This is a genomic window from Rhodococcus sp. X156, assembly GCF_004006015.1.
Taxonomy (GTDB): domain Bacteria; phylum Actinomycetota; class Actinomycetes; order Mycobacteriales; family Mycobacteriaceae; genus X156.
This window is the reverse complement of the sequence record NZ_CP034766.1, coordinates 2,331,961-2,348,723: the sequence shown is the minus strand read 5'-3', so window position 1 is coordinate 2,348,723 and position 16,763 is coordinate 2,331,961. Positions and strand designations below refer to the sequence as shown.

The 16,763-nt window shown below is 74.2% G+C and carries 15 protein-coding genes; 14 read left to right on the top strand and 1 reads right to left on the bottom strand.

Features of this window, described 5'->3' with window-relative positions; translation table 11 throughout:
- The first annotated feature begins 28 nt into the window (after positions 1-28).
- The 3 genes from obgE (at position 29) to ELX43_RS11090 (ending at position 3,360) form a co-directional block, all read left to right on the top strand.
- The gene (obgE, locus tag ELX43_RS11100) at positions 29-1,483 is read left to right on the top strand and encodes a GTPase ObgE (protein ID WP_127783486.1); all 1,455 of its coding nucleotides are present in this window, start codon (positions 29-31) and stop codon (positions 1,481-1,483) included.
- Positions 1,484-1,485: 2 nt separating this feature from the next.
- Complete coding sequence (gene proB / locus ELX43_RS11095) at positions 1,486-2,586, top strand: glutamate 5-kinase (protein ID WP_127783485.1); 1,101 nt, start codon at positions 1,486-1,488, stop codon at positions 2,584-2,586.
- A gap of 165 nt (positions 2,587-2,751) precedes the next feature.
- Positions 2,752-3,360 (top strand): hypothetical protein, encoded by a 609-nt coding sequence (locus ELX43_RS11090; protein WP_127783484.1) that lies wholly within the window; start codon positions 2,752-2,754, stop codon positions 3,358-3,360.
- A gap of 14 nt (positions 3,361-3,374) precedes the next feature.
- On the opposite strand, the gene ELX43_RS11085 is transcribed toward ELX43_RS11090, so the two are convergent.
- Positions 3,375-5,498 carry a RecQ family ATP-dependent DNA helicase gene (locus ELX43_RS11085; protein WP_127783483.1) on the bottom strand — a complete coding sequence of 708 codons (2,124 nt, stop codon included), beginning with the start codon at positions 5,496-5,498 and terminating at the stop codon, positions 3,375-3,377.
- Between the two features lie 89 nt (positions 5,499-5,587).
- Here ELX43_RS11085 and ELX43_RS11080 point away from each other — a divergent pair, with 89 nt between their 5' ends.
- The 11 genes from ELX43_RS11080 to ELX43_RS11030 all read left to right on the top strand — a co-directional run bounded on the left by ELX43_RS11080 (position 5,588) and on the right by ELX43_RS11030 (position 16,745).
- The gene (locus ELX43_RS11080; RefSeq protein WP_127783482.1) at positions 5,588-6,886 is read left to right on the top strand and encodes a glutamate-5-semialdehyde dehydrogenase; all 1,299 of its coding nucleotides are present in this window, start codon (positions 5,588-5,590) and stop codon (positions 6,884-6,886) included.
- Positions 6,887-6,955: 69 nt separating this feature from the next.
- Positions 6,956-7,843: a MoxR family ATPase gene (locus ELX43_RS11075; protein ID WP_127783481.1), complete on the top strand. Its 888-nt coding sequence runs from the start codon at positions 6,956-6,958 to the stop codon at positions 7,841-7,843.
- Positions 7,844-7,856: 13 nt separating this feature from the next.
- A complete protein-coding gene (locus tag ELX43_RS11070; protein ID WP_127783480.1) occupies positions 7,857-9,302 on the top strand; it encodes a VWA domain-containing protein in 1,446 nt (481 codons plus the stop codon).
- A gap of 80 nt (positions 9,303-9,382) precedes the next feature.
- Positions 9,383-10,132 (top strand): nicotinate-nucleotide adenylyltransferase, encoded by a 750-nt coding sequence (nadD, locus tag ELX43_RS11065; RefSeq protein ID WP_277601697.1) that lies wholly within the window; start codon positions 9,383-9,385, stop codon positions 10,130-10,132.
- Positions 10,129-10,584, top strand: a complete 456-nt coding sequence (gene rsfS / locus ELX43_RS11060) for a ribosome silencing factor (protein WP_127783479.1) — start codon at positions 10,129-10,131, stop codon at positions 10,582-10,584. The genes nadD and rsfS overlap by 4 nt, the downstream gene beginning before the upstream one ends.
- Positions 10,581-11,207, top strand: coding sequence for a histidine phosphatase family protein (locus ELX43_RS11055; RefSeq protein ID WP_241248907.1), 627 nt, complete (start codon positions 10,581-10,583; stop codon positions 11,205-11,207). The genes rsfS and ELX43_RS11055 overlap by 4 nt, the downstream gene beginning before the upstream one ends.
- Entirely contained in the window at positions 11,171-11,920 is a 750-nt protein-coding gene (gene octT, locus ELX43_RS11050) for a diglucosylglycerate octanoyltransferase (protein WP_241248906.1), read from the top strand. The genes ELX43_RS11055 and octT overlap by 37 nt, the downstream gene beginning before the upstream one ends.
- Before the next feature lie 50 nt (positions 11,921-11,970).
- On the top strand, positions 11,971-12,879 hold the full coding sequence (locus tag ELX43_RS11045; protein WP_127783477.1) for a DegV family protein: 909 nt from the start codon (positions 11,971-11,973) through the stop codon (positions 12,877-12,879).
- 246 nt (positions 12,880-13,125) lie between these two features.
- Entirely contained in the window at positions 13,126-13,521 is a 396-nt protein-coding gene (locus ELX43_RS11040; RefSeq protein ID WP_127783476.1) for a hypothetical protein, read from the top strand.
- A 99-nt stretch (positions 13,522-13,620) separates the two neighbouring features.
- On the top strand, positions 13,621-14,427 hold the full coding sequence (locus tag ELX43_RS11035; RefSeq protein ID WP_127783475.1) for a ComEA family DNA-binding protein: 807 nt from the start codon (positions 13,621-13,623) through the stop codon (positions 14,425-14,427).
- Positions 14,424-16,745, top strand: a complete 2,322-nt coding sequence (locus ELX43_RS11030) for a ComEC/Rec2 family competence protein (protein ID WP_127783474.1) — start codon at positions 14,424-14,426, stop codon at positions 16,743-16,745. Before ELX43_RS11035 ends, ELX43_RS11030 begins: the two co-directional genes overlap by 4 nt.
- Positions 16,746-16,763: the final 18 nt, after the last annotated feature.

Sequence of the window (16,763 nt, the reverse complement as noted above, 5' to 3'; positions counted from 1 at the left end):
CCGCACTCGCACAGGTTAGGAGGGCCCGATGTCCCGATTCGTCGATCGTGTGGTCCTGCATGTTTCTGCCGGAGACGGTGGCAACGGCTGCTCCTCCGTGCACCGGGAGAAGTTCAAGCCCCTCGGTGGTCCCGACGGTGGCAACGGTGGACGCGGTGGCGACGTCGTGCTCGTCGTCGACCCCAACGTGCACACGCTGCTGGACTTTCACCACCACCCGCACGTCAAGTCCGAGCGCGGCAAGCAGGGCATGGGCAGCCACCGGGACGGGGCGCGCGGTGAGGACCTGATCCTGCCCGTGCCCGACGGCACCGTGGTCCTCGATCCCGACGGCAACCTGCTCGCCGACCTGGTCGGCGTGGGCAGTCGCTTCGTCGCCGCGCAGGGCGGTCGTGGGGGACTGGGCAACGCCGCGCTGGCCTCCAAGGCCCGCCGCGCTCCCGGCTTCGCGCTGCTGGGCGAGCCCGGCATCACCCGCGACCTGGTGCTCGAGCTCAAGTCGGTGGCCGACGTCGGCCTGGTCGGGTTCCCCTCGGCCGGCAAGTCCTCGCTGGTCTCGGTGCTCTCGGCGGCCAAGCCGAAGATCGCCGACTACCCCTTCACCACCCTGGTGCCCAACCTGGGCGTGGTGACCACCGGCGACACCACCTTCACCGTGGCCGACGTGCCCGGCCTCATCCCCGGTGCCAGCCAGGGCCGCGGGCTGGGCCTGGAGTTCCTGCGCCACCTGGAGCGCTGCGCCGTGCTGGTGCACGTGGTGGACTGCGCCACCCTGGACCCGGGGCGCGACCCCATCTCCGACGTGGACGCCCTCGAGGCCGAGCTGGCCGCCTACCGCTCCGCGCTGACCACCGACGTCAGCCTGGGCGACCTGGCCGACCGGCCCCGCATCGTGGTGCTGAACAAGGTCGACGTGCCCGAGGCAGCCGAGCTGGCCGAGATGGTCAGCGAGGAGTTCAAGGCTCGGCAGTGGCCGGTGTTCGCGATCTCCGCGGCCACCCACGAGGGACTGCGCCCGCTGGTCTTCGCGCTGGGCAAGGCCGTGGAGGCCTACCGCACGGCGCACCCGCCGGCGGCGCCCACCCGCACCGTCCTGCGCCCGACGGCAGTGGACGACAAGGGGTTCACCGTGGAGCACGACCCCGAGGACGAGAACGGCTTCATCGTCCGCGGCACCCGCCCCGAGCGGTGGATCCGCCAGACGCAGTTCGACAACGACGAGGCCGTGGGCTACCTGGGCGACCGCCTGGCCCGGCTGGGCGTGGAGGACAAGCTGGCCAAGATGGGGGCGGTGCCGGGATCGTCGGTGACCATCGGCGACGTCACCTTCGACTGGGAGCCGTCCACGCCTGCGGGCATCGCCATGACCCGCACCGGTCGCGGCACCGACATCCGCATCGACGCCGACGAGCGGATCGGTGCGGCCGAGCGCAAGGTTGCCCACCGTGTGCGTCGTGGGCTCGACGTGGAGGGCATGAGCTAGCCGTGCAGACCCGGGATGCTGTTGCGGCCGCCCGTCGTGTCGTGGTCAAGATCGGGTCCTCGGGCCTGACCAGCCTCAGCGGGGGCCTCGACCTGGAGCGCCTCGACCGGCTGGTGGACGCCCTCGAGGCCCGGATGGCTGCCGGTTCGGACGTGCTGGTGGTCTCCTCCGGCGCCATCGCCGCAGGCATCGCCCCGCTGGGTCTGCGGGCGCGTCCGCGCGACCTGGCCACCCAGCAGGCCGCGGCCGCGGTGGGCCAGCTCGAGCTGGTGCAGGCCTGGCGCACCTCGTTCGCCCGCTACGGACGCACGGTGGGGCAGGTGCTCCTCACCGCCGAGGACGTCGCCCGGCGCTCCCAGCACCGCAACGCCCAGCGCACCCTGGACCGGCTGCGGGTGCTGGGCGTGGTGCCCATCGTCAACGAGAACGACACCGTGGCCACCGCGGAGATCCGCTTCGGCGACAACGACCGCCTCGCCGCGCTGGTCTCGCACCTGGTCAGCGCCGACGCCATGGTGCTGCTGTCGGACGTCGCCGGGCTCTACGACGGAGACCCGCGCCAGGGCGGGGCCACGCTCATCCGCGAGGTGAGCGCCGACGGCGCGGAGCTGGACGGCGTGGTGGCCGGCTCCGGGGGCACCCTGGGCACGGGCGGGATGGCCTCCAAGCTCACCGCTGCCCGGTTGGCCGCCGACGCCGGGGTCCCGGTGCTGCTGGCCTCGGCCGCACAGGCCCCGGAGGCCCTCGGCGACGCTCAGGTGGGCACCGCATTCGCCGCTCGCGCTCGACGGCTCTCCGCCCGCCGGTTCTGGGTGCGCTACGCCGCGGAGACCTCGGGCAGCATCTGCCTCGACGCCGGTGCGGTCAGCGCCGTCATCGACGGGCGCCGCTCGCTGCTGCTGCCGGGGATCACGGCCGTCAAGGGCGACTTCCACGCCAGCGACGTGGTCCGGCTGATCGGACCCGACGGCACTCCGGTGGCCCGTGGCGTGGTCGCCTTCGACGCCGCCGAGCTGGCCGCGATGGTGGGTGTCCCAGCGGCTCAGCTGCCCCCCGAGCTGCGTCGGCCGGTGGTGCACGCGGACGACCTCGTGCGGGCCTGAGCTCACCAGATCCGGTGCCGCAGAGCGCCTGGCGCTGATCACTTAGAGCCACATCGACTCACCTGGTGTCACCACTTTGTGACCTGAGACCCCCGCAGGTCACGGTATGTGCACGGGCCGCGTGGCGAGGGGTGGACGGGCGTGTCCGCGTCTAACATCGGCACCATGCGGGCAGGGTTGGCAATCGGTGTGGCGGCGATCGCGGTGCTGGCGGGCGGGTGCTCGCTGGTCTCCCCCGTCGCGGCGCCGGTGGTGCCCACGTTCCCGGCCACCACCTCGGCCACGCCGCCGCCGGCCACCGCCCAGCTGACCAAGGAGGGCCTGCCCACCAGCTGCAAGGACCTCATGAACGGCGACCAGCTGGACGCCGCTCTGGGCATGCCGTTGTCGGCGGTGGTCAAGACGCTGGTGGGCGTGCCCAACCCGGACATCGGGCTCACCGGGCGGGTCACCTGCAGCTACGGGATTCCCTCGCCCGCAGGCACGTACGCCCTCGAGGTGAGCCTCACCGCCTACACCGACGTGGCCGCGGCCGCGGTGCGGGTCCCGGTCACGGTGGAGGCGCGCCGCACCCCCGGGGTGGAGGCCGTGCCGCTGACCATCGGGCGGATGAACGCCAGCTACCTGGCCCTGCCCGACGGCCCCGTGCTGGTGGCCGCCACCGGCACCTACGCCATCCTGGTGTCCATGGCTCCCGGCAGCGTCACCCCCGAGCAGGCCCCCGGGGCGCTGGCGGCGGTGGCGGGCATGGCGCTGACCAACGTGCAGGCCTGACCCAGCCGCTCGGCTCAGGCCACGCTGCCCAGGGTGAGCGGCAGGACCGCGGGGGCGCCGGCAGCCAGCAGGGTGCGCGCGGCCATGGCCATGGTCCAGCCGGTGTCCAGCAGGTCGTCCACCACCAGCACCGGGCCGTCCAGCTCGGCCAGACCGGGCACGCTGCTGGTGTCCCAGGCGTCCCACAGCCCGGCCACCCGGTGCGCGGAGTTGGCGGCTGACGGCGGCACGTGCCCCTCCCGGTAGCGCAGCACCCCCAGGTCGCGCAGCCGCCCCACCGATGCCAGCCGCGCAGCCAGGCTGCGCAGCAGCACCGGGTGGCTGCCGGAGTCCAGGTTGAGCACGGCCACCGGGCGCTGCGCCCAGTCCCAGGCGGCGAGCACCTGCACGCAGGCCTGCACCACCTCCTCGCTCACCTCGGCGTCGGGGCCGGCGAGCAGCGGCCGCAGCCGCTGGCCCCAGCCCAGGTCGGTGAGCCGGCCGAGCGCCTTGCCCGGCTGTGGACCCTGGGTGATCTTCCCGCTGAGGTCCACGCCGAGACGGGACATGCCGGTGGGCCACAGCTTGCGCGGAGCGAGGTCGACGCCCGGGCGGTCCAGCCGGGCGCGGGCGGCCTGGGCGGCGCTGGCGTCCACCTCCGGTGACCAGGTGGGTCCGCAGCACACGTCGCAGCGCCCACAGGCCACCGGCTCGCTGCCCAGCTCCGGGTCGTCGAGCTGGCGGCGCAGGAAGTCCATCCGGCAGGTGGTGGTGCGCTGGTAGTCCAGCATCGCCTGCTGCTCGGTGGCCCGCGCAGCAGCCAGGTGCTCGTAGCGGGCGGCGTCGTAGGACCAGTCGGCGCCGGTGGCGATCCAGCCGCCGCGCACCCGCTGCACGGCGCCGTCCACGTCGAGCACCTTGAGCACCATCTCCAGGCGGCTGCGGTTGAGCTCCACCAGCGGCTCCAGGGCGGCGGTGGACAGCGGCTTGCTCGCCGCGGACAGGGCCTCGATCACCGAGCGCACCACCGGCTCGGCGGGAAAGGCCAGCGAGGCGAAGTAGGCCCAGATGTCGCGGTCCTCGGCGCCGGGCAGCAGGATCACCTCGGCGCGGGCGCTGGCGCGGCCGGCGCGGCCCACCTGCTGGTAGTAGGCGATGGGCGAGGCCGGTGCCCCCAGGTGCACCACGAAGCCGAGGTCGGGCTTGTCGAAGCCCATGCCCAGCGCCGAGGTGGCCACCAGTGCCTTCACCCGGTTGCCGAGCAGGTCGGCCTCCAGCGACTCGCGCTCGGCGGCGTCGGTGCGCCCGGTGTACGCGGCGACGGTGTGGCCCTGCTCGGTGAGGTGGCCCGCCAGCTCCTCGGCCTGGGAGACGGTGAGGGTGTAGATGATGCCCGAGCCGGGCAGCTGGTCCAGGTGCTGGGCCAGCCACGCGGCGCGTCGCTGGGAGCCGTCCACGTGCACCACCGACAGGTGCAGCGACTCCCGGTCCAGCCCGCCGCGCAGCACCAGGGTGTCGCCGCCGCCCACGCCGAGCTGGCTGGCCACGTCGGCCACCACCCGGTCGTTGGCGGTGGCGGTGGTGGCCAGCACCGGGACGCCGTCGGGCAGGTCGGCCAGCAGGGTGCGGATGCGGCGGTAGTCGGGGCGGAAGTCGTGGCCCCAGTCGGAGACGCAGTGCGCCTCGTCCACCACCACCAGGCCCGCGTTGGCAGCCAGCGAGGGCAGCACCTGCTCGCGGAAGTCGGGGTTGTTCAGCCGCTCCGGGCTCACCAGCAGCACGTCCAGCTCACCCGCGGTGACCTGGGCGCGCACCTCGTCCCACTCGGTGACGTTGCCGGAGTTGATGGTGGCCGCCCGCACCCCGGCGCGCTCGGCGGCGGCGACCTGGTTGCGCATCAGGGCCAGCAGCGGGGAGACGATGACGGTGGGGCCCGAGCCGCGGCTGCGCAGCAGGGAGGCAGCCAGGAAGTACACGGCCGACTTGCCCCAGCCGGTGCGCTGCACCACCAGGGCGCGGCGGCGCTGCACCACCAGGGCCTCGATGGCCACCCACTGGTCCTCCCGCAGCACCGCCCCCTCGCCGGCGAGGCGCTGCAGCAGCTGCTCAGCCTGGGCGCGCAGCTCGGTGGTGCCGGCGGGGACGGTGGAGGTGGTCATGGCCCCATGGTGCCCGCCGAGCCCGACGGTTCCCGTGGGGGTGCACACGAGAGCGGGATCGCGACGGTGTTCTGCCATAGGCTGGGGTCATGACCGTGGCTACCGATCTTCAGGCCGCTGAGGCCACCGACGCCGTGTCGCACACCAGCGAGGACCTCCGCGAGACCGTGCACGAGGCCGCCCGCCGCGCGCGGGTGGCCAGCCGCACGCTGGCCCTGCTCACCCGCGCCGACAAGGACGCTGCGCTGCACGCCGCCGCCGATGCGGTGCTGGCCGCCACCCCGCAGATCCTGGCGGCCAACGAGGCCGACCTCACAGCCGGTCGTGCGGCCGGCATGGGCGAGGGACTGCTGGACCGGCTGCGGCTGACCGACGAGCGGGTGGCGGGCGTGGCGGCCGGGCTGCGCCAGGTGGCCGGGCTGCCCGACCCGGTGGGGGAGGTGCTGCGCGGGTCGACGCTGCCCAACGGGATGGAGCTGCGCCAGCAGCGGGTCCCCCTGGGGGTGGTCGGCATCGTCTACGAGGCGCGGCCCAACGTCACCGTGGACGCTGCCGGGCTGTGCCTGAAGTCCGGCAACGCCGTCCTGCTGCGCGGCTCGTCCTCGGCTGCGCACAGCAACGCCGCCCTGGTGCAGGTGCTGCGGGACGCGCTGGCCGCGCAGGGCCTGCCCGCCGACGCGGTGCAGCTGCTGCCGGCGTCCGACCGGGCCAGCGTCACGCACCTCATCCAGGCCCGCGGGCTGGTGGACGTGGTGATCCCCCGGGGCGGGGCCGGGCTGATCGCCGCCGTGGTGCGCGACGCCCTGGTGCCCACCATCGAGACCGGGGTGGGCAACTGCCACGTCTACGTGCACGCCGCGGCCGACCTGGACATGGCGCAGCGCATCGTGCTCAACGCCAAGACCCGTCGTCCCAGCGTGTGCAACGCCGCGGAGACGGTGCTGGTCGACCGTGCCGTCGCCGACGTCGCGGTGCCCCAGCTGCTGGCCGCGCTGGGCGAGGCCGGGGTGACCGTGCACGGCGAGGGCGCCGGCATGGTGCCGGTGACCGAGGCCGACTGGGCCGAGGAGTATCTCAGCATGGACGTCGCGCTGGCGGTGGTGGACGACCTGGACGCCGCGGTGCGCCACATCGACCGCTACGGCACTGGCCACACCGAGGCCATCGTCACCACCGACCTGGCCGCGGCCCGCGAGTTCACCGCCCGGGTGGACGCCGCCGCGGTGATGGTGAACGCCTCCACCTCGTTCACCGACGGCGAGCAGTTCGGCTTCGGCGCGGAGATCGGCATCAGCACCCAGAAGCTGCACGCCCGTGGGCCGATGGGACTGCCGGAGCTGACGTCGACCAAGTGGATCGCCTGGGGCGACGGGCACGTCCGGGAGTGACTCTCGCGCAACGGCCTCGCCGACAACGACACTGATCGCCACCACCAGCACCCGACCGAGAGGCCCCGCGTGGACCGCGTACTCCCCACCACCCCGCCCCTGTTCAGCTCCGTCGACGACGTGATGGCGAAGCTGGCCACCACCGGCTACCTGGCCGACAAGGCCACCGCCACCACGGTGTTCCTGGCTGACCGCCTGGGCAAGCCGCTGCTGATCGAGGGCCCCGCCGGGGTGGGCAAGACTGAGCTGTCCCGCGCCGTCGCGCAGGCCACGGGCTCCGAGCTGATCCGGCTGCAGTGCTACGAGGGTGTGGACGAGGCCCGCGCGCTCTACGAGTGGAACCACGCCAAGCAGCTGCTGCGCATCCAGGCCGGCCAGGCCGACGGCGGCGACTGGGAGGCGCTGCAGACCGACGTCTTCTCCGAGGAGTTCCTGCTCAGCCGTCCGCTGCTCACCGCCATCCGGCGCACCGGGCCCACCGTCCTGCTCATCGACGAGACCGACAAGGCTGACGTGGAGATCGAGGGCCTGCTGCTGGAGGTGCTCGGCGACTTCGCCGTCACCGTGCCCGAGCTGGGCACCATCACCGCCACCCGCAAGCCGTTCGTGGTGCTCACCTCCAACGCCACCCGGGAGCTGTCCGAGGCCCTCAAGCGGCGCTGCCTGTTCCTGCACCTGGACTTCCCCGATGCCGACCTGGAGCGGCGCATCCTGGCCAGCCGGGTGCCCGACCTGCCCGAGGCGCTGGCCGAGCAGCTGGTGCGCACCATGCGGGTGCTGCGCGGCATGCAGCTGAAAAAGCTGCCTTCCGTCGCCGAGACCATCGACTGGGGGCGCACACTGCTGGCACTGGGCATCGACACCCTGGACGACGCGGCCGTGCGCTCCACCCTGGGCGTGGTGCTCAAGCACCAGAGCGACCAGCAGCGTGCCGCCGGCGAGCTGCGGCTCAACTGAGAGGGCCGAGACCATGACCAGCCGACCCCCGTGGCTCGCCGCGGACCGTCCCGCGGCCCCGCACGGGCTGCCCGGGCACCTCGTCAGCTTCGTCGAGGCACTGCGCGCCAGGGGGATCGGGGTCGGACCGTCGGAGACGGTGGACGCCGGCCAGGTCATGAGCGTGCTCGACCTGCTCGATCGGGAGGCGCTGCGGGAGGGCCTGGCCGCCGCGCTGCTGCGGCGGCCAACCCACCGGCGCACCTACGACAGCCTGTTCGACCTGTGGTTTCCCGCGGTCATCGGCGACCGCGCCGAGCGGCCGGTGGACACCGAGCTGCCCCGCGACGAGCAGGGGGATATCGACACCGACGCCATCCGTGACCTGCTGGCCGACTTCCTCGCCGACGGCTCCGCGGAGAGCCGCGAGCTGATGCGGCTGCTCGCCCGCGAGGTGGCCGAGCAGATGGGGCGCTACGAGACCCGCAGCGGCCCCGCCTACTCCGCCTACCAGGCGCTGCGCGGCATCAGCCCGGAGACGCTGCTGGCCCAGATCCTGGAGGGCCTGCTGGGCGGGCCCGAGGGTGTGGCCGAGGCCAGCGACTTCGACAGCGAGATCGCCAGGCGCACCGCCCGCGAGCGCATCGCCGAGTTTCGCCGTGCGGTGGAGGAGGAGGTGCGCCGACGCACCGCCGAGCGGGTGGGCAAGGAGAAGGTGGCCGCGTCCTCGGTGCCCCGCATCGCCGAGCAGGTAGACTTCCTGCGCGCCCGCAGCGACGAGCTGACCGAGCTGCGCCGCACCGTCACCCCGCTGGCGCGGCGCCTGGCCAGCCGCCTGGCCGCCCGCCGGCGCCGCAGCAGGCACGGCACCATCGACATGCGTCGCACCATGCGCAAGTCCATGTCCACCGGGGGAGTGCCGCTCAAGCTCGAGCAGCGCAAGCCCCGGCCGGGCCGTCCCGAGCTGGTCATCCTGTGCGACGTCTCCGGCTCGGTGGCCGGGTTCAGCCACTTCACCCTGCTGCTGGTGAACGCGCTGCGCGAGCAGTTCTCCCGGGTGCGCATCTTCGCCTTCGTGGACACCACCGACGAGGTCACCCCGTACTTCGCCGGCGGGGCCGACCTGGCGCAGGCGATGACCCGGATGACTCACGAGGCGCAGCTGGTCACCTACGACGGGCACTCCGACTACGGCCACGCGCTGGGCACCTTCGCCGAGCAGTTCGGCGACGCGCTCACCCAGCGCTCCTCGCTGCTGATCCTGGGCGACGGGCGCACCAACTACCGCGACCCCAACCTGGCGGTGCTGCGGCGTCTGGACTCGGTGGCCAAGCACGCCTACTGGCTCAACCCCGAGCCCCAGTCGCAGTGGGGCAGTGGGGACTCCGCAGCCATCGACTACGCCGCGGTGGTGCCGATGCACGAGTGCCGCACCGCCGAGCAGCTCGCCGCCGTCGTCTCCCGCCTGCTCCCGGTCTGAGGCCGGCCACGAACGGCACGGGCGGGCCCCGCGACCAGCGCCGGACCCCGGCGGCAGACGACGCACTAGGATGTGGCGTCGTGTCCACCTCCGCGCCCGCCCGACGCAAGCTCGGGGTGATGGGCGGCACGTTCGACCCCATCCACCACGGGCACCTGGTGGCGGCCAGCGAGGTCGCCCACCGGTTCGGCCTGGACGAGGTGGTGTTCGTGCCCACCGGCCAGCCCTGGCAGAAGGCGCACACCGACGTGAGCCCGGCCGAGGACCGCTACCTGATGACCGTGATCGCCACGGCGTCCAACCCGCAGTTCTCGGTCAGCCGGGTGGACATCGACCGGGCCGGGGTCACCTACACCGCGGACACCCTCAGCGACCTGCAGGCCCAGCACCCCGACGCCGAGCTCTACTTCATCACCGGCGCCGACGCGCTGGAGGCGATCCTGTCCTGGCACCGGGTGGAGGAGCTGTTCGACCTCGCCCGCTTCGTCGGGGTCACCCGTCCGGGCTACGCGCTGGAGGCCAAGCACCTGACGCACCTCGCGCCGGGCCAGCTGACCCTGGTGGAGATCCCGGCCATGGCCATCTCCTCCACCGACTGCCGCGAGCGCGCCGGACAGGGCCGGCCCGTCTGGTACCTGGTGCCCGACGGCGTGGTGCAGTACATCTCCAAGCGCAACCTCTACCGGCCGGCCGAGTGTCCGCGGCCCGACGGCACCAGCCGCACCTCCGACCCCGTGCCGAGCCGCGCGCCCCGCGTGCCGCACGACAACGGGGCCGCTACCCACACAGACCATTCGCACGACCCGAACAACCTGGAGCTCCCGCAGTGACTGCCACCGACACCGCCCGCGAGGTGGCCCTCGTGGCCGCCGCCGCGGCGGCCGAGAAGATCGCCACCGACATCGTCGTCCTCGACGTCTCCGACCAGCTGGTCATCACCGACTGCTTCGTCATCGCCTCGGCGCGCAACGAGCGCCAGGTCAACGCCATCGTGGACAAGGTGGAGGAGGACCTGCGCAAGCAGGGCGTCAAGCCGGTGCGGCGCGAGGGCACCAAGGAGGGCCGCTGGGTCCTGCTCGACTTCACCGACGTGGTGGTGCACGTGCAGCACGTGGAGGAGCGCAGCTTCTACGGCCTGGAGCGGCTCTGGAAGGACTGCCCGGTCATCGAGTTCGACGCGGCCGCACACACCCCGGAGGACGCCGAGGAGGAGGTCTACGGCGACGCCGACGACGAGCGCACCGAGACCCAGCGCCTGAACGACCTGCTGAACGGGCAGTGAGCGGCCGTCCCCTGATCAAGCGCCGCCTGATCCTGCTGCGCCACGGGGAGACCAGCTACAACGCCACCAGCCGCATGCAGGGCCAGCTCGACACCGAGCTGAACCCGCTGGGGGTGCGCCAGGCCGCTGCGGCGGCGCAGGTGCTGGCCGAGCGCAAGCCCGGCCTGGTGATCTCCTCCGACCTCACCCGCGCCGCGGACACCGCCCGCCACCTGGTGGAGCTGGTGGACGTGCCGCTGCGCCACGACCCGCGGCTGCGGGAGACGTTCCTGGGCGAGTGGCAGGGGCTGACGCACTCGGAGGTGGAGCAGGGCTGGCCCGGTGGGCTGGGGCACTGGCGCACCGACGTCCGCTACGTGCCGCCGGGCGGGGAGAGCAAGGAGCAGGTGGCCGCGCGCAGCGTGGCCGTGGTGCAGGAGATCGAGCCGAGCACCTGGGACGCGCACCCGGTGGTGCTGGTGGCCCACGGCGGGCTGATCCTGGCCCTCGCCGCTGCGCTGCTGGGCCTGCCGCGGGACAGCTGGTCCACGCTGGGGTCGCTGGGCAACGCCCGCTGGGCCGAGCTGAGCACCCGCGCGGACGGGCAGTGGCGGCTGGACGCCTGGAACGCGGGCGTGGTGTGAGCGAGCAGCCGGTGCTGCTGGTGTTCGCCGACTCCCTGGCGCACCACGGTCCCCGCACCGCCCACCCTGCCGACCACCCGCAGATCTGGCCCAACCTGGTGGCCGACGAGCTGGGCTGGCGGCTGGAGCTGGTTGCGCGCATCGGCTGGACCTCCCGCGACGTGTGGTGGGCCATCACCCAGGACCCGCGGGTGTGGGCGGCCGTGCCCGACGCCGCCGCGGTGGTGCTGGCCGTGGGTGGCATGGACACCCTGCCCTCGCCGCTGCCCACCGCGCTGCGCGAGCAGCTGCGCTACCTGCGCCCGCCCGCGCTGCGCCGGGTGGTGCGCCAGGCCTACACGGCCGCGCAGCCTCACCTGTCCCGACTCGGCCGGCCGGTGGCGCTGCCGCCCCGGCTGAGCGTGGAGTACCTGGAGCAGTGCCGCGCCGCCCTGGTGGCGCTGCGCCCTGACTTGCCCGTCATCGGCACGCTGCCCTCGGTGCACCGCTCCGCCGCCTACGGGGGCGTGCACCGGGGCCGTCCCGCCGCCGAGCGGGCGCTGCGCTCGTGGTCGGCCCAGCGCGACGTCCCGCTGGTGGACCTGGCCGCCGCCGTGGGCCCGCACGTCGAGGCCGGCCGCTGCAACCCCGACGGCATGCACTGGGGCTGGGAGGGCCACCGCGCGGTGGCCGACGCGGTGCTCGCCGAGATCCGGGCCACCACCCGTCCCTGAGCTGCCCGTGCCTGCCCTGTTCACCGCGGTGAGGCACTAAGGTTTCACCTGTGCATGCGGCCGTGGTGACCGACTCGACCGCCTACCTCCCACCCGGGGTGGCGGAGCGACACGGGATCACCGTGGTGCCGCTGCACCTGTCGGTGGACGACGAGCCGCACCTGGACGGGGTGGACTTCGACGCCGACCAGCTCGCCGCCGCGCTCACCCAGGGCCGCCACGGTGTGCGCCGCCGGCCCACCATCACCACCTCCCGCTGCACCCCCACCGAGCTGCGCGAGGCCTACCTGAGCGCCGCGCGCGGCACCTCCGCCGGTGGCACCGACGGCGTGCTGGCGCTGCACCTGTCCCAGCACCTCTCCGGCACCTGGGAGGCGGCGCGCCTGGCGTCCGAGCAGCTCGGCGCGGAGCACCCGGACGTGGAGGTGCGGGTGGTCGACTCCCGCTCTGCGGCGATGGGCCTGGGCTTTCCGGTGCTCGCCGCCGCCCGCGCCACCGCCGCCGGCAAGAGCCTGGGGGAGGCCTACGCCGCCGCGGTGGACGTGGCCTCGCGCTGCCGCACCCTGCTGTGCGTGGACACACTGGAGCACCTGCGCCGCGGGGGCCGCATCGGCACTGCCGCCGCCCTGCTGGGCACCGCCCTGTCGATGAAGCCACTGCTGCACGTGGTGGACGGGCGCATCCAGGTGCTGGAGAAGGTGCGCACCTCCTCGCGGGCGCTGGCGCGGCTGGCCGACATCGCGGTGGAGGCCGCGGGCGACGAGCCCACCGCCGTGGCCGTGCACCACCTGGGTGCGGCCGACCGGGCCGCCACGCTGGTGGAGCAGCTGAAGCAGCGCATCCCGCACCTCACCGAGGTCTACGAGTCGCAGGTCGGCGCCGTGGTGGGTGCGCACCTGGGGCCGGGCATGGTCGGCGTGGTGGTCTGCCCCGGCGGCGCCGGAGACCCCGAGCAGTAGTTACGCCCTGTGGGAGCAGGCGGCCCTCAATTGGTGCGCGGGGTGCCATCGGACCGCTGGCCGGGTCCGCACTCGGCGAGCGTGCCGCCACCCCCGCCGCACAGGCGTTCCAGCCGACTGATTTCAGCAACCTCCGCCGGAGTCTGGCACGACTCGATGCCCATCGGGCTGAACACAGTGCCCGGTGGGCAGGACGGTGGGGTCCACTCCTGTGACGTCGCTGGCGGGGCTGCGGGTCGGGGGCGCGTGGTGCTGGCCGGGGCCTTGGTGGCAGGCCGGTTGCGCGTGGTGGTGGCCGGGGCCTTGGTGGTGGGCGGCTTGCGGGTGGTGGTGGCCGGGGCCTTGGCGGGCGGCAGGGTGCCGGTGGTGCTGACCGGTGGCGGCGTGTACACCGCCGTCGGTGCGGGAGGTGTCGTCGCAGGCGCGGTGGGGGTGCTGGGCATCGGGCTGGAAGGCGCCACCGACGGCGCCTCGGTGGTCGTCGACGGGGCCGTGGGCGCACTGCTGCTGCATCCAGCGGCTAGCAGTGCCACTGCAGCCAAGGAGGCCGCCAGGTGTCGCATGTTCATCTCAATTCCCTTGTCGTGTTTGGGTGATGTTAGGTGCGGGCGACGTGACTCGCCTTCGCGACCGGCGCAGTAGCGGGGCACGCCTGGCTGGTTGTGCACATCGGTGCAGGTGGTCCACAGCGGCCTCGGACACCGGTCCCGAGCGGGCTGTGGGTCCCTAGCGTCAGCAGGCGTGCCGTCCCGTGAGCAGAACCAGCGCAGCCGCCACCGGCTCGGGCGCATCACCACGCCAGCTGCCCCGGACGAGCCATCCGCCGCCCCAGACGACGAGCCACTACCCACCCCACGCGGCTGGCGGGAGAAGTGGTTGCCCACCCGCTGGCAGGGTGCCCGGGTAGACCCCGGCCGCCACGGCGCGCTCGCCCTCGCCGCGGTGGCCGCCGCGGCAGCGGTGCTCGCGGCTGTCGGGGTGTGGCGCGATCGTCCGGTCCCGGAGGTGGTGCCGCCCGCTCCGGCAGTGGCACTGTCCCCGGTGGCGGCCGGCGCACCCAGCAGCGCACCGGCCCCGAGCGCGGCGCCCACCACGCTGGTGGTGAGCGTGGCTGGGCGGGTGCGCAACCCCGGACTGGTCACGGTGGCGCCAGGAGCGCGGGTGGCCGACGCGCTCGCGGGCGCCGGTGGGGCGCTGCCCGGCACCGACCTGGTGGCGCTGAACCTGGCTCAGCCGCTCACCGACGGCCAGCAGATCCTGGTGGGCATCGTCCCGCCGCCGGGCGGCGCGCCAGTCAGCGGCGGCACGTCTGCCGGCTCCACCGCGGGCCCGGCCGCCGGCTCGTCCAGCACGCCCGGGTTGGTGAACCTCAACACCGCCAGCGCCGCTGAGCTGGAGGACCTGCCCGGGGTGGGCCCAGTGATGGCCAAGGCGATCCTGGACTGGCGCACCAAGAACGGCAGCTTCCGCAGCGTGGACCAGCTCTCCGAGGTCAGCGGCATCGGCCCGGCGCGGCTGGCCCAGCTCACGCCGCTGGTCGCGGTGTGAGCACCAGTGCTGCTCCCGCCGAGCGGCTTGACGTCCGGCTGCTTCCCAGCGCTGGCTGCGCCTGGGCGGCGGTGCTGCTGGGCTTGCTCGCCGGCTGGCAGGTCTCGGTGGTGGTGGCCGCCTTGGCGCTGGGCGGGATCGCGTGGGTGCGGCGCCGCTCCAGGCGCGCCGTGGCGGCCGGGCTGCTGGCCGCCCTGGCCGTGACCGCCGGGTTCTCCGCCGCCACCGCGCTGCGGACCCACGCGGTGGACGTCCACCCGCTGGCCGCGGCGGCGGAGCGGGGCGAGAGCGCGCAGCTGCAGGTGCGGCTGAGCGACGACCCCAAGCTGCTGCGGGCGGCCCTCCCTGGCGCACCGCAGCGGGTGCTGGTGCGCGCCCAGCTGACCAGCGCTGAGGGCTACCCCGAGATGCACGGCGCGGTGGTGCTGCTGGCCCCCGCCGATTCCTGGGCACACCTGCTGCCCGGCCAGCAGGTACGGGTGAGCGGGCGGCTGGCCCCGCCCCAGCGCAACGACCTCACCGTCGGCGCCGTGCGGGTGAGCGACCCACCGGAGCTGGTGGGGCAACCGCCGCGGGTGCAGCGGGTGGCCGGGGCGCTGCGCACCCAGCTGCGCGACGCTGCGGCCCGGGTGCTGCCCGCCGAGCCCGGTGCCCTGCTGCCCGGCCTGGTGGTGGGGGACACCTCCCGGCTGCCGCAGCCGCTGCTGGACGACTTCCGCACGGCTGGGCTGACGCACCTCACCGCGGTGTCCGGCACCAACATCACCATCGTCTGTGGCGCAGTGCTGCTGCTCACCGGGCTGGTGGGGGCGAGCCCCCGCACCCGGGCGGTGCTGGCCGCGGTGGCCCTGGTGGCCTTCGTGGTGCTGGCCCGGCCCTCGCCCAGCGTGCTGCGCGCGGCGGTGATGGGCGCAATTGCCTTGCTCGCCCTGGTCACCGGACGCCGCAAACGGGCCCTGCCCGCGCTCGCCGGGGCGGTGCTGGTGCTGCTGCTGGTGTCGCCGCAGCTGGCGGTGGACGCCGGGTTCACACTGTCGGTGCTGGCCACCGGGGGACTGGTGCTGCTGGCCCCAGGCTGGGTCGACGGGATGCGTCGCCGGGGCGTGCCCGCGGGGGTCGCCGAGCTGCTGGCCGTCCCGATGGCCGCGCAAGCGGTCACCGCACCCGTCATTGCCGGACTGTCTGCGCAGCTGAGCGTGGTGTCCGTGCTGGCCAACATCCTCGCTGCCCCCGCCGTGGGGGTGGCCACCGTGCTGGGGGTGCTGGCCACCGTGCTGCTGCCGATCTGGACGCCGGCGGGCGAGCTGGCGGTGCGCTTCGCCGGGCCGGCGGTGTGGTGGCTGGTGCAGGTGGCCCACCGCTGTGCGGCGCTGCCCTCGGCGGCGGTAGCGGTGCCGGGCGGCACCACGGGCGCGCTGGGCATGGCCGCGGCCACCGTGGTGCTGCTGGTGCTCGCCCGCAGCCAGGCCGTGCGGGTGGTGTTGCTGGCCGCGGTCACCGGCGCGGTGCTGGTGTGGGTGCCCACCCGGGTGCTGCACCCAGGGTGGCCGGTGCCCGGCTGGGCGATGGTGATGTGCGACGTCGGGCAGGGCGACGCGCTGGCGCTGGCCACCGGTGAGGGCCAGGCGGTGGTGGTGGACGCCGGGCCCGAGGCGCGGGCGGTCGCGGGCTGCCTGGACCGGCTGGGGGTGCAGCAGGTGCCCCTGGTGGTGCTCACCCACCTGCACGCCGACCACGTGGACGGCCTGGACGGGGTGCTGGCCGGACGCAGCGTGGGTGCGGTGGCGCTGGGCCCGCTGCACCTGCCGACCGGCACCTTGCGCGAGGTGCAGCAGGTGGCCGACCGCCACGGCGTGCCCGTGGTGCAGCTCAGCGCGGGGCAGTCCCTGCAGTGGGGGACGGCGCTCACGCTGGACGTGCTGGGGCCGGTGCGCCGCGTGCCCGGTGCGCTGGGGGGCGATGAGGGCACCGAGCTCAACGACTATTCCGTGGTGCTGTCGGCGCGGACGGCAGCGGGACGGGTGCTGCTCACCGGTGACGTGGAGGAGTCCGGGCAGAGCGCGCTGCTGCACTCCGGGGCCGACCTGCGTGCCGACGTGCTCAAGGTGCCCCACCACGGCTCGCGCTTCTCCGTGCCGGAGTTCCTGGACGCGGTGCACCCACGCCTGGCGGTGGTCAGCGTGGGCACCGGCAACACCTACGGCCACCCCAACGCCGGCGTGCTCGACCACCTCGCCCGCCAGGGCGCCACCACTGTCCGTACCGACCAGCGGGGCGACATCGCCTTGCTGCCCGGGCCGGCGCTGGTCACCCGCTGAGCCCGGACGGTCCGGTGC